The organism is Actinomadura violacea (genome assembly GCF_017573465.1).
GTDB lineage: Bacteria > Actinomycetota > Actinomycetes > Streptosporangiales > Streptosporangiaceae > Spirillospora > Spirillospora violacea.
Window position 1 is genome coordinate 148212 of record NZ_JAGEPF010000027.1, and the last position, 13478, is coordinate 161689.

Genomic DNA, 13478 nt, shown 5'->3' on the forward strand with positions numbered 1-13478 from the left:
CCGACGGCACGGGACCCCCGCCGCAGGATCAGGTGACCCGCGGCCGATACCGATGGGCGCTGGCGGTGGTGGCCGTCAGCGCGTTCATGACCACCATGGACAACACGGTGGTCTTCACCGCGCTGCCCAGGATCATGGCCGACCTCGGCATGACGTCCTCCGCCAAGGACTGGGTCGCCACCGGCTACATCCTGATGTTCTCCTGCCTGATGATCACAGGCGGGCGGCTCACCGACATCTACGGCTGCCGCGTCACCTTCACCACCGGCATGGTCGTCTTCACCGCCGCCTCCGCCGTCTGCGGCCTCGCCCACACCTCCGAAGTGCTCATCCTCGCCCGCATCGTGCAGGGCGGCGGCGCCGCGCTCGTCCTGCCCGCCACCCAGGTCATGGTCACCGTCGGGCGCAACGACAAGCAGCGCTCCATCGGCAACATCGTCTTCATCGGCGCCGCGTCCAGCGCCACCGCACTCGGCCCTACCATCGGCGGCATCATCGTCGAGCACTTCCACTGGGGCTGGATCTTCCTCATCAACATCGTCCCCGGCATCCTCGTCATCCTGCTCGGCGCCGTCGTCCTCACCGGCCGCGGCAAGAACCGGCGCGCCCGCATCGACCTGCCCGGCGTGCTCATCTCCGCGACGATGCTGTTCGCCTTCATCTACGGCCTCGAGGACGGCAACAAGCACGGCTGGACCGACCCGTCCGTCCTCAGCACCTTCGCCCTCGGCGCCATCGCCCTCGTCTGCTTCATCGTCGTCGAGAGCTGGGCCCCCGAACCGATGATCGACCTGCGGTTCTTCCGCAACCGCGTCTTCACCGGCGGGCTGGTCTCGCAGATGCTCTACGGCATCGGCTTCAACGGCATGATGTTCTACTCCCAGCCGTTCCTGCAGCGCTTCCTCGGCTTCTCCCCGCCCGAGGCCGGCCTCGTCATGCTGCCCCCCGCCCTCACCATCATGGTGCTGACGCCCGTCGCGTTCCTGCTCGCCACCAAACTCGGCCCCCGCCCCGCCATCGGCGCCGGAATGGCCCTCATGGGCGTCGGCATGGTGCTGTTCTCCACCCTCCAGATCGGCGACGGCTACGCCGACCTCATGCCCGGCGTCCTCCTCGTCGGCGTCGGCGCCGCCCTCGCCATGCCCCTCGTCATGTACGTCCTCAAGGCCGTCCCCGAGAAGCGCGCCGGCGTCGCCAGCGGCGTCATCAACGTCATCCGCGAGGCGTCCGGCGCGTTCGGCATCGCCATCGTCGGCCTCCTCGTCCACACCATCCCCGCGGAGGGCGCGAGCACCAAGGCCCTCGAATCGTTCCGGCAGGGCACCTCCTCCGGCCTCGCCCTCGGCGCCGGGCTCGTCCTCATCGGCGGCGTCATCAGCGCCCTCACCCTGCCCAGCCGGCGCGGCTGGCTCGGCCCCAAGCACGGCAAGCAGGCCCCCCTCATCACCGAACCCGCCGCGGCCCCCGCCCCCGCCCCGGCCCTCGCCACCGTCGCCACCGCCACCCCCCGCGACCCGCTCCCCGTCGTCCCCGCCCCCGACCCCGCCGGCGCCGCCCCGTCCGCCGAGCCCGTCCCCGCCCCCCTCCCCTTCAGGACGGAAACGGAGACCATGGCCGCACCCCGCACCCCCGGCCCGCACTGGTGGAGCGACACCCCCGACGACGACGCGCCCGCCACCTGGCGCCCCGCCCCGCCCGACGCGACGTCCCCCTGGCAGGACTGGGCCGACACCGCCATCCCCACGTGGACCACCCCCGACGACGAGCCCGCGCCGCCGCCCACCAGCAAGTGGTTCGACGACGAGTCCGCCGCCCGCTCCCGCGGCACCCTCCCCCTCGCCGGCGACCCCCTCGCCACCCTCCCCGACCGCTGGACGCCCGGCGGCACGTCCCCCCTCGCGGCCCCCGCCCCCGGCTCGGAACCCATCGCGGACGCCGTCCTCAAGGACCTCGCGTCCCGCGCCAAGAACCCCGAGAAGCCCAGCGCCACAGCACCGGCCGCATCCGACACGGAGCCCACCGCCCCCCAGGCCGCGGACGGCCCCCGACCGGCGGCGCAGGTTCAGCCACGCGACGACGAGCACTCCGCGGCAACGCCCGTCCAAGGCAAGCCGGACCAGGCCGACGACCAGCACGCCGGCACGTCGCCCCCGCCGGTCACATTGAAGCTAGAGGGCACCGACCCCCTCGACGCCACAGCAACGACCGGCCGAAAGGCCACCGAAGAAGCACCACCCGCCCAGGGCAACGTGCCACTCAGCGATCAACTCAACGGCGAGGCGAAGGCCCCCAAGGCAGCGACGCCCAACGCGGCGCCGCTTGAGGCGGCGACGCCCAACGCGGCGACACCCGACGCGGCGGCGCTTGAGGCCGTAACGCTCGACTCGACGGCGCCCGAGGCGATGCCATCCGACGCGACGGCGCCTGGGACGGCGACGCCCGACGCCGCGGCACCCAACACGGCGGCACCCGATGTGGCGACGCCCAACACAGTGGCACCCGCCACCGCAGCACCCAGGGCGATGATGCCCGGCGCGGCGACGCCCGACACGGCGACGCCCGACACGGCGACGCTCAAGGCGGGCACACCTGACGCGGTGACGCCCAACACTGCTGCACCCGACACGGTGACGCCCGACACGGTGACGCCCGAGGCGGGGGCGGCCGACGTGGGGAGCTCTGCGTCCGGTGGCGGGTCGGCGGACGGCGTGGAGCGTCGGGGAGGCGAGGCTCGCGATGGGGCGGCCGCCGATGATCGGCCGGGCCAGCCGCAGGGCGTTGCGGGCGGGGAGCCTGGGGATGCCTGGGTGGCCGGGCGCGCAGGCGCGAAGGCCGCGCCGGACGACGAGGTGCCGGAGGTCGGGGGGCCGGGATGGCCCCCGCCGCCACCGGACGGGTGGATGTACGCGCCCTATGTGCCCGAGGACGAGGACCCGGCCGGTGGGCCGGACATGCGTCCGCGCAGCGATGCGTGGTGAGGAGCTTCCGTGAGCCGAATCGTGATCTTCGCCGCGGGTTCGCGGGGGGACATCCAGCCGTGCGTGGCGCTCGGGCGGGCACTGCGGGAGCGGGGTGAGGAGGTCCGGCTGGTCGCGAGCGCGCGGTACGCGCCGATGGCGGTGGCGGCCGGGCTGGAGCTCGCGGCGCTGACCGCGGATCCGACGGAGATCCTGGAGTCGGACGCGGGGCAGGAGCTGCTGGCCGGCGGGCGGAATCCGGTGAAGTTCCTCGGCGGGTTCCGGCGGATCCTCGGCCCGATGGCGGAGCGGCTGCTGGGCGAGTGCCTGGACGCGTGCAAGGGCGCCGATCTGATCCTGGGGCCGACGCTCGGGTTCCTGCCGGAGCACATCGGCGAGCATCTCGGCGTGCCGCGGGCGCTGATCCATTTCCAGCCGAGCCGGCCGACGGGCGCGTTCCCGCACCCGTTCGTGCCGCGGACGCTGGGGCGGTGGGGGAACCGGGCGAGCTTCGGGGCGGTCGACCAGATCGCGTGGCAGTTGTCGCGGCCGTTCATCAACCCGTGGCGGGACGAGCGGCTCGGCCTGCCGAAGCTGCCGCTGCGGGGCCTGCGGCGGGACGGGACGACGGTGCTGGCGTGCTTCAGCGAGGCCGTGGTGCCGCGTCCGGCGGACTGGCCGGCCAGCGTGCACATGACCGGGTACTGGTTCCTGGACGAGCCGGAGTGGGATCCGCCGGAGGAGATCGCCGCGTTCATGGACGCGGGGCCGCCGCCGGTCTACGTCGGGTTCGGGAGCATGGTGCCGAAGGACGCGGAGATGACCGGGCGGATCGTGCGGGCTGCGCTGCGGCTCGCGGGTGTCCGCGGCGTGGTGCAGGGCGACCCGGCCAGCTCCGACGACGAGGTCCTCGCGGTGCGGGACGTCCCGCATTCGTGGCTGTTCCCGCGCATGTCGGCGGTGGTGCACCACGGCGGGGCGGGGACGACCGCGGCGGGGCTGCGGTTCGGGGTGCCGACGGTGGTGTGCCCGTTCTTCGGCGACCAGCCGTACTGGGGGGAGCGGGTCGCGGCGCTGGGCGCGGGGCCGTCGCCGCTGCCGTTCCGGGCGATGACGGTGCCGCGCCTCGCGCGCAAGCTGCGGCGGGTGTCCGAGGACCAGGAGATGGCGGACCGCGCCTACGAGGTGGGCCGGCGGATCCGGGCGGAGGACGGTGTGGGCCGCGCCCGGGAGGTCATCGCGGGGCTGCTGCGCTGAGGGTCAGTCGGAGCTCCACGTCCAGCCGTTGCCGTCGGGGGACGGGACGATCCGGCGCTTGACCCGCGGGGGGCGGACGGGGCGGGGCTCCGGTCGGCCGTTCGCCCACGGAGACCACGGCGCCTGCGGCTGCGGCTGCGCCGGGCGGGCCGCCGCGGCGGCGGGACTCGGGTCGCGGAACACCAGTTGCGGGCGTTCGCCGTTGGACGGTCCGCCGGGGGTGGGCTGCATGGCCGGCTTGAACGCATCGTGCACGTTCAGCGGAGCAGCCGGAGGAGCCGGAGGCGGCACGGGAGCCGGAGGCGGCACGGGAGCCGGAGGCGGCGGGGGCGGCGCGGGAGCCTCGGCAGAGCCCTGCTCCCAGTGCATCCGGTACGGGAACGGCTGCGCCTCGGGCAGGGGCGGCGGCACCGCCACGGCCGCCGGACCGGCGCCGGCCCCGGCGACGCTGTGCTCGCGCAGGTCCATCTTGGCGTGCAGGAACGCCAGCGGCCCGGGCAGCCACCAGTTCGCCCTGCCCATGAACCGCATGGTGGCGGGGACGAGCAGGGACCGGACGAGCGCCGCGTCCACGACGACCGCGACGAACATGCCGACGCCGATCAGCTTCACGACGGTGATGCCGGCCATGCTGAACGCGCCGATGACGACGAGGAACAGCAGCGCGGCGCTGGTGATGATGCCGCCGGTGTGCTGCATGCCGCGGGCGACCGCGGCGCGGTTGTCGTGCGTGCGGTCCCATTCCTCGCGGATGCGGCTGAGCAGGAAGACCTCGTAGTCCATCGACAGGCCGAACACGACGGCGAGGATGAGGATCATGCTGGTGGCCTCGACGCCGCCGGTCGGGGTGAAGTCGAGGATCCCGGCGAGGTGCCCGTACTGGAAGCCCCACACGATCGCGCCGAACGACGCCCCGATCGACAGGACGTTCATGACGATGGCCTTCAGCGGCAGCACGATCGAGCCGAAGAACATGAACAGCAGGATGAACGTGGCGACCCCGACGGCGATGGCCATCTTCGGCAGGCTGCGCATCAGGCTGGACATCAGGTCCATCTGCGCGGCCGTGCTGCCCCCGACGTCGATGTGCATCGGGTAGCCGTCCTTTTCGAGGCTCATCGCGCGGATCCGTTTGACGAGGTCCTGCGCGTGCTCGTCCATCGGCTCGTACTTGTGCGTCACGGAGATGCGGACGCCGCCGTACGCGCCGGAGTAGCCGGTGAACTTCGCCTCGGTGACGCCGGGGAGCGCGGCGAGCTTCTTGCGGAAGCCCTCCAGGTAGGGCGGGATGTTGTCGCCCGACTTGGACGGTTTCCAGTCGCGCGGGATGAGGTCGCCGGAGATGACGACGTCGATGGGTTCGGCGGTGCCGTTCGGGAAGTCGGCCTTGACGTTCTCGACGACGGCGCGGGTCGCGCTGTCCTTCGGCAGGACGCGGGCGTCGATGCTGCCGAACTGGACGTGCAGGAACGGCCCGAACATGACGCCGAGGATCACCAGCACGACCGCGAAGTACGGCAGCGGGTGCTTCATGACGCTGTGCCCGAGCCGGTACCAGAAGCCGCTGTCGTGGTCGCGCTGCGCGCGCTTGGACGTGGGCCGCCGCCACGGCATCCGGCCGCCCTCGACGCGCGGCCCGAGGATGGCGAGCAGCGTCGGGAGCAGGACGGTCGCGCCGAACACGGCGACCATGACGGTGGCGATGCCGGCGAGCCCGATCGTCCGCAGGAACATCTGCGGGAACAGCAGCAGGCCCGCGAGGGCCGCGGACACGGTGACGCCGGAGACCATGATGGTGCGGCCGGCGGTCGCGAGGGTCGCGGCGAGCGCGTCCTCGCGGAGCGGCCGCATCGCCTCCCGATGCGCCTTCTTCGCCGCCTTGCGCTCCTGCTTGCCGGGTATTCGCTTCCACGGTTTCCCCGGCGGGACCCCCTGCGCGGCCATGCCGCGCTGCAGTTCCTCGCGGAACCGGCTGATGATGAACAGCGAGTAGTCGATCGCGAGGCCGACGCCCATCATCGTGACGACCTCGAGCGCGAACGACGTCACGTCCGCGGCGTAGGTGACGATGTGCAGGACGGCGAGGCCGCCGATCATCGAGAACATCGCGACGACCAGCGGCAGCGACGCCGCCACCACCGCGCCGAACAGCAGCACCAGCAGGATCATCAGCGGCAGCGCGGTGATCGTCTCCGCGCGGACGATGTCCGCGGTGACCTGCTCGCCGAACTCCTGCCCGAGCGGGACGGCGCCGCCGAACCGCACGGTCAGCCCCGGCGCCTTCAGCCGCTCCTTGATGTCCTGGTAGTTCTTCAGCTTGGTCGGGTCGTCGCCCTTCAGCTTCACCGCGACGAACGTCTCGTGCTTGTCGCGGGAGGCGAACGACACCGCGTCCTTCTCGTCCAGCGCCCAGTAGGAGATGATCTCCTCGACGCGGTCCTTCGGCAGCCGCGCGACGGTGGTGACGACGGCCGCCTCGTAGCGCGGGTCGTCCACCGTCATCGTGTCGCTCTTGTAGAGGACGAGGACGTCGGGGTTCGTGCTGCCGAAATAGGTCGCGCCGAGCCGCGCGACGAGCGTCGAGGACGCGTTCGGGTCCTCGAAGCCGCCCGCCTTGAACTTCGCGAACACCCCGAGGCCCCAGGCGCCGGCCACGCAGGTCAGCAGCAGGATGCAGACGAGGCTGATCCAGCGCCGCCGGTGGATCAGACGCCCCAGCCCCGAGAGCATGGTCCTCCTGTGTCGTCACGGCCGCCGGGCGCCGCGCCCCGCGGCCCCTGTCGAGCCGATGCCGTACGGCACGCGCCGTACGGCGGGCCTCGCCCGTGCGTGCGAGGCCGAGACTACTTGCGGGACGCCAGCCGCGCCGCCGTGGTGGGCAGCGCGCCGTCCAGGTACCGCTGCCGCGTCGCCGCCCGCGCGATCTTGCCGCTGGACGTGCGGGACACCGCACCCGGCTCGACCAGCAGGAACGCCTGCACGCTCATCTCGTGCTCGACGTTCACCGCGCCGCGCACCGCCGCCTCGACCTCGTCGAGGTCCAGCCGGCCGAGCGGCACCCGCCGGTTCCGCTCCGCGACCACGACGAGCCGCTCGGTCTCCTCGCCGGGCAGCGCGAACGCGGCGACGTGGTCGGGCCGCACCGCCGGATGCGCCTCCTGCGCCGTGACCTCGATGTCCTGCGGGTAGTGGTTGCGGCCGTCGACGATGATCAGGTCCTTGATGCGGCCGGTGACGTACAGCTCGCCCTCGTGCACGACGCCGTAGTCGCCGGTCTTCATCCACGGCCCGGCGGGCAGGCCGCCCGGCTCGGCGAGCTCGCCGCCGAAGGTGTCCTGGCTGCGCTCGGAGTTGCGCCAGTACCCGGCGGCGGTGTTCGGGCCGTGCACCCAGATCTCGCCGACCCGGCCGTCGGGCTGCTCGGTGCGCGCGTCCGGGTCGACGATCGCGACGAGCTGCCCGGACGGCCGCCCGCACGACACCAGCGTGCTGGCCCGCTCCGCGTCCGCGCCGCACAGCCGCACCTCGCCCTGCGTCAGGACGTCCCGGTCCACCGAGATGATCTTCGGGGGGACGTCCTCGGCCGCCGCCGTGACGAACACCGTCGCCTCCGCCAGCCCGTACCCGGGGGCCTGCGCGCCCGCCCGCAGCCCCGCCGGCGCCAGCGCCTCCGCGAACGTCGACAGCGTCGACGTGCGGATCGGCTCCGCGCCGTTCAGGCAGGTCGTCAGCCCGGACAGGTCCAGGCCCGCCAGCTTCTCCGGCGACGCCATCGACGCCACGTACTCGTACGCGAAGTTCGGGCCCGCCGTGTACACGTTCTTGCCCGGCCGCCCCGCGATCAGCTGCAGCCAGCGCATCGGGTTCATGATGAACGACACCGGGTCGGTGTAGATCGCGTGGTCGCCGCGCACCAGCGGCAGCGCCATCGTCGCGATCAGCCCCATGTCGTGGAACAGCGGCAGCCAGCTGACCAGCTCCGGGTCCGGCTTCTCCGGCGCCCACCCCGACCACAGCTGCGCCGCGTTCGCCGTCACGTTCCCGTGCGTGATCTCGACGCCCGCCGGGCGGCGCGTCGACCCCGACGTGTACTGCAGGTACGCCAGGTCGTCGAACCCGATCGGCTCGTCCTCCCAGGACTCCGCGAGCCCGAGGTCGACCTCCTCGGCGAACAGGATCTCCTTCGGCTGCGGGACGTCGTGGTCGGCGAGGAACTTCTCCACGTGCGGCAGCGCGTTCCGCGTCGTCACGATCACCGCGGGCTCGCTGTCGGCGTACGCGCCGATCAGCCGGTCGGCGTGCCCCGGCAGGTCCGGCGAGAACAGCGGCACCGCGATGACGTGCGCGTACATCGCGCCGAGCATCGTCATCATGTACTCGAGCGTCTGCGGCAGCAGCAGCGCGGCCCGCTCGCCGGGACCCGTCACCTGCCGCAGCGCGGTCGCCGTCGCGCGGGCCCGCCGGTCCGTCTCCGCCCAGTCCAGCGTGATGTGCTTGCCCGCCGGGTCCAGCGAGTAGTCGACGAAGGTGAAGGCCGGGGCGTCCGGCTTCTCCCTCGCCCACCGCGCGACCCGCTCGATCAGCGGGGTGCGGCCGGAACCGCCGGGCAGGAGTTCGGGAAGCAGCGAGCCCAATGCCATTGATCAATCTCCCGAGGGGACGGGCCGGGCGGGGCCATCGTGGGGGTCGGGCGCCGTCGGCGATGCGTGCAGCCGGCCGGACGACTCGTCTGGCGCCCCCCGGCAACCGGCGATGATCGTGAAGCTACCGGATGGTAGGCAGCGCGCGATATTAGCTGCGCACCACATTCGGCGGCGCCGGGTTTGTCACCCCCGTGACAAGAGGAAATGCCTTTTCACGCCTGGGCGCCGACGCCGTTACCGACCGTGTGCGGACTACCGGTCGGCCGCGAAGATCTGCTGCATGATCCCGCGCCGGTGCCGTCCCTGGTAGGTGGTGTCGGGGTTCTCGGCCTCGGGGAGTTCGGCCAGGTAGCGGCTCTCCGCGTCGATCAGCTGCTCCAGTTCGCCGCGGTCGAGGAACACGCCCTTGCAGCCCGGGCATTCCTCGATGACCACGCCGTGCCGTTCATGGGTGTCGAGCTTGGACTCGCACTTCGGACACTGCATCGTCGCCTCTGACATACCGGATCCCCTGTCCGCAACCGCAGCTTTACTGTCAGCGGATCAGCTTAGTGACACGCTCCCCCATTTGGCACCGTGCCATGACATCCACCACCGATTCGCACCCCCACCCGCGCCCGTCCCCCCGTTCCCCTCGCCACCCCACCCAGAGCACGACACAGCCAGGACACGGCGCAGCGCGGGGCGGGCGGGGGCGTGGTGGGGGCGTGGTGAGGGTTAGATGTAGGCGCCGCTTTGGGCGGCGGCTTCGGCGCGGGCTTCGGCGGCTCGGGTCTCGGCTTTGTAGAGCGCGATGCGGCGCCGCCACAGGCCGAAGCAGGCGGCGCCCCACAGCAGACCGATCTCGGCGACGATCGCGACGCCGAGCACCACGGCCCAGTCGGTCCCGCTGCCCTGCTCCATCCCGACCGGCGACACCAGCGTCATCCGGCTGTCGCCGTGGTCGGTGCCGTCGCTCGTGGTCCCCGCCATGGCCTGGCTGTTCGGCGCGGGCATCGGCCCCGGCGCGGTCAGCGGCGGCAGCGCGACGCCCGGCTGTCCCTGCGCGGGCGCGGCGGGCAGCTCCGGCACCTGCCCTGCCTTCACGTGGCCGCCTCCGGCGCTGCCGCCGTAGCCGGCGCCGCCGTCCGCACCGGCCGGGTACTCGCCGGCGGGGTACTCGTCCTCCGTCGACGGGACGCTCCCCGCGGACGCGCCTGCGTGATGCTCGTGCTTTCCACCGACGCCGGGAACGTCCCACGGCACGCTGGTGCCGGACGGCGCTTCGTCGCTGTAGGACCAGGCGTGGTGGCTGTGCGCGGTGCTCCCTCCGGCGGCGCCCGCCGGCGCGCCGCCGTAGATCGTCACGCTGTGCTGGGTCGGCTTGCTGTACTGCGTTGACGTGCTGTGCTGGGACGAGGCCGGATGCTTCGGCGTGGTCGGGTAGCCGGGTGCGGTCGGGTGGTTCGGTGCGCTGTGGTGCGTGGGCTTGTTGCCGTGAGGTGCCGGTTGTTCGTTCGTGAAGGGCTGGCCTGGGGTGAGTGCGTGGTCGGGGTGCGGCCGGCCGTGCGTGAACGGCTTGATGGGGCGGGGGTGTGCCGGTTGCCCGTGGGTGGACGGGTGGAGGTGGTGGCGGGGCTTCACCGGGCCGGGCTGCAGGGCGGGGCGGGGCTCGTCGGGCGGGCGGGTGTGCTTCGGGGGTCGGGCGTGGTGTGCGGGATGGCTCTCGTACGCCGGTTGGGTCTGGCCGGTGGGGGTCTGTCCGGTGGGGGACGGGCCGGTCGGGGACGGCGTGTTGTGGCAGGGCGAGGCCGGGAGGGCTCCCTTGGGGCGGCCGGCGTCGGCGATGGCGCGGCATGAGGACTCGTCCATCTGCGGTGCGGTCTGCGGTGGCGGGGCCTGGGCGCCGGGGGCGGCGTCCTGGCAGGGCTTGGCGTCGGCGGAGCAGTGCGCGTCGCCCTCGTTGGGGGCGGACTGGGGCTGGGCGGGGGGATCGTCGGCGGTGGCCGACCCGCTCTCGCCGCACGGGCGGGCGCCACCCCGTCCGGCGCAGGCCGCGCCGCCGGCCGGGCCGCTGGACGAGAGGTCGAGGACGGCGCGGGACGTCGTGGGCGCGGCGTTGTCGGCGGCGGCGACGGTGACGATGGCGGGCCGGGCCTCGGACGGGCGCTGCGGCACCGCGGACGCCGGGACGGCGACGGTGCCGGTCCGCGTCACGGTCGCGCCGCCGACGTCGCCGAGGTCGCAGCGCAGCTCGCGGCCGGAGTCGAGCCGGGCGCAGCCCGCGGGCCGGTCCGTCCAGGTGAGCGGGTCGGCGGCCAGCATGCGCAGGACGGCGTGGTGCGCGGTGCCGCCCCTGGCGCGGACACGGACGGTGTGGCCGAGCGCGTAGCCGGGCCCGGCGACGGCGCGAGCGGACGTCGAGGTCTCGGCGAGCAGCCGGACCGCGGACGGGTTCGCGTTCGCGGACGCCCCGCCGAGCATCATCATCGGCGGGACGGCGAGCGCGCCGCCCGCCATGATCGCGCCGACGCGGGCCCTGCTGCGTGTCCTGCTGCCACCGGTCCGCACGCTGTCCCCTCTCGCGGTTCTCGCCGTCTCTATTGCTGCCAGGGGGGTTCCGGTTCATCGCCGTGCGTAGTCATTTGTTTCCAGAGTGTCGCCATGAGTAACGTCCGTCCCCGCGTTCTCTCTCCGCGGACACCCTCTTTCGCGGAGTGAAATCAGATCTTCGTAGAATCAGGGGGATCGCGAGGAGAGGAGACGCGGGTGGCGGAGGCCGTACGGTCGCTGGAGCGCGCGTTCGAGCTGCTGGAGCATCTGGCGGACGCGGGCGGCGAGATGGCGCTGTCGGAGCTGACCGAGGTGTCCGGGCTGCCGATGCCGACCATCTACCGGCTCATGCGGACGCTGGTGAACCACGGGTACGTGCGGCAGGAGCCGTCGAAGCGGTACGCCCTCGGGCCGCGCCTCATCAGGCTCGGCGAGGGCGCGAACCGGCTGCTCGGGACGTGGGCGCGCCCCGTCCTCGGCCGGCTGGTGGACGACGTGGGCGAGACCGCGAACATGGCCGTGCTGGAGGGCGACGAGGCCGTGTACGTGGCGCAGGTGCCGTCCAAGCACTCGATGCGGATGTTCACCGAGGTGGGGCGGCGGGTGCAGCCGCACTGCACGGGCGTGGGGAAGGCGCTGCTGTCGCAGCTGCCGGACGAGCGGGTCCGGGAGATCCTCGGCCGGACGGGGATGGCGGCGCACACGCCGAACACGTTCACCGACCAGGACGCGCTGCTCGCGGAGCTGCACCGGATCCGGGAGCAGGGCTACGCGCTGGACGACGAGGAGCAGGAGATCGGGGTGCGGTGCGTCGCGGTGCCGCTGCAGGGCGCGCCCGCGCTGACGGCGCTGTCGGTGTCGGGACCGTCCGCCCGGATGACGCACGACGCCGTCGCCGACGTCGTGCCGATCGTCCGGGACGCGGCGAGCCGCTTCGCCAAGGAGCTGGGCGGCGCCTGAGGGCCGCGGCGGCGCTAGTCGATCGGCTCGCCGACGATGACGGTCGGGCGGCCGCTGCGCTCCCACATCACGAAGTCGCCGGCGGACTTGACGAGCACCGCCGCGAGCCACAGCGCGAGGCCGGTGTCGTCGGCGATGCCGGCGATCGGGATGACGTCCGGGATCGCGTCGATCGGGGAGATGATGTACACGAGGCCGAGCGCGAGCAGGCCGAGCGTCCCGAACGACATGCCCTTGTACCGGCCGCGCAGGACCGCCTTCAGCATCCGCGGCACGGCGCGGAACCGCTCCCAGAACCCGGGTACGTCGGGCTGGAGGGTCTCGCTGTAGATCTGCCAGGCCTGCCCGGCGGCGGCCGTCCTGCGATTCCTGTCCACAGGTACTCCTCGGTCAGGGGTCGTGAGGGCGCGCCCCCGCAGCGCCCACGTCCCTCTATGACGCGACCGATGCCGGTTTTGTTCCCTTCGACCGATCATGAGTTCCGGATCACAACCGGCAGCCCGGACAGGGCGGTTTCGGGTTACCGGAAGTGAGTTCTTCGTCACTCTCGCGGGCAACGTGCGGTGATTGCGGAGCAATCTCCGGCGGCCGCTGCCAGCATGAGAGGTCCCGAGAGGGAGGAGCGCCGCCTCCCCGAGGCACGGCCGGCACCGCCCGTCGAGCACGGCAGGAGCTGATCCACGACATGAGCGGCGACCATGTGAACAGACCCGTCCACGGGACGGCGGGGGGCGCCGCCTACGTGGCGCTGCCGCCGACCGCGGTGGACGCGACGGCGTCCGGGCCGACCCTGCTGATGATCGCCTGGCCGGGCTTCGACCCGCCGCGCACCGCGGCCGCGCTGGCGGCGGCGGTGCCGATGACGGGCGTGCCGGTGTGGCGCGCCTACCTCGACCTGCCCGGACGCTCGCCGGGCGGGCTCGGCTCGGGCGCGATCCTGGAGACCGAGGCGATCGAGGCGTACGGCCGCGCGGTCGAGCAGGCCGCGGCCGCGCTGCCCGCCGCGGTCGCGGAGCTGCGCCGCGGCCTGGCGCTGCCGGACGGGCCCGTCGCGCTCGCCGGGTTCAGCGCGGGCGGCGCTGCGGCGCTGCTGGCGATCGCGCCCGGCCAGGTCGCCGTCAGCGCGGTC

Annotated in this window: 8 protein-coding genes and 1 pseudogene; 4 read left to right on the forward strand and 5 right to left on the reverse strand. The window is 73.2% G+C overall.

Features of this window, described 5'->3' with window-relative positions; genetic code table 11:
* Positions 1-32: 32 nt before the first annotated feature.
* On the forward strand, positions 33-2978 hold the full coding sequence (locus tag J4709_RS38395) for an MFS transporter (RefSeq protein WP_208248723.1): 2946 nt from the start codon (positions 33-35) through the stop codon (positions 2976-2978).
* Between the two features lie 9 nt (positions 2979-2987).
* Positions 2988-4214: a glycosyltransferase gene (locus tag J4709_RS55885; protein WP_307801921.1), complete on the forward strand. Its 1227-nt coding sequence runs from the start codon at positions 2988-2990 to the stop codon at positions 4212-4214.
* A gap of 3 nt (positions 4215-4217) precedes the next feature.
* Here J4709_RS55885 and J4709_RS38405 read toward each other — a convergent pair whose 3' ends face one another.
* The 4 genes from J4709_RS38405 to J4709_RS38420 all read right to left on the reverse strand — a co-directional run bounded on the left by J4709_RS38405 (position 4218) and on the right by J4709_RS38420 (position 11407).
* Positions 4218-6944: an MMPL family transporter gene (locus J4709_RS38405; protein WP_208248726.1), complete on the reverse strand. Its 2727-nt coding sequence runs from the start codon at positions 6942-6944 to the stop codon at positions 4218-4220.
* Positions 6945-7057: 113 nt separating this feature from the next.
* On the reverse strand, positions 7058-8854 hold the full coding sequence (locus tag J4709_RS38410) for a fatty acyl-AMP ligase (RefSeq protein ID WP_208248729.1): 1797 nt from the start codon (positions 8852-8854) through the stop codon (positions 7058-7060).
* 255 nt (positions 8855-9109) lie between these two features.
* Positions 9110-9358 carry a TFIIB-type zinc ribbon-containing protein gene (locus J4709_RS38415; protein WP_173097897.1) on the reverse strand — a complete coding sequence of 83 codons (249 nt, stop codon included), beginning with the start codon at positions 9356-9358 and terminating at the stop codon, positions 9110-9112.
* A gap of 216 nt (positions 9359-9574) precedes the next feature.
* Positions 9575-11407, reverse strand: a complete 1833-nt coding sequence (locus J4709_RS38420; protein WP_208248732.1) for a hypothetical protein — start codon at positions 11405-11407, stop codon at positions 9575-9577.
* Between the two features lie 198 nt (positions 11408-11605).
* Between J4709_RS38420 and J4709_RS38425 the strand changes: the two genes are divergently transcribed.
* On the forward strand, positions 11606-12349 hold the full coding sequence (locus J4709_RS38425) for an IclR family transcriptional regulator (protein WP_281382654.1): 744 nt from the start codon (positions 11606-11608) through the stop codon (positions 12347-12349).
* Between the two features lie 14 nt (positions 12350-12363).
* On the opposite strand, the gene J4709_RS55890 is transcribed toward J4709_RS38425, so the two are convergent.
* On the reverse strand, positions 12364-12726 hold the full coding sequence (locus J4709_RS55890; RefSeq protein WP_173097895.1) for a YkvA family protein: 363 nt from the start codon (positions 12724-12726) through the stop codon (positions 12364-12366).
* A gap of 308 nt (positions 12727-13034) precedes the next feature.
* Here J4709_RS55890 and J4709_RS38435 point away from each other — a divergent pair.
* Positions 13035-13478: pseudogene (locus J4709_RS38435) on the forward strand (hypothetical protein); the annotation flags it as partial.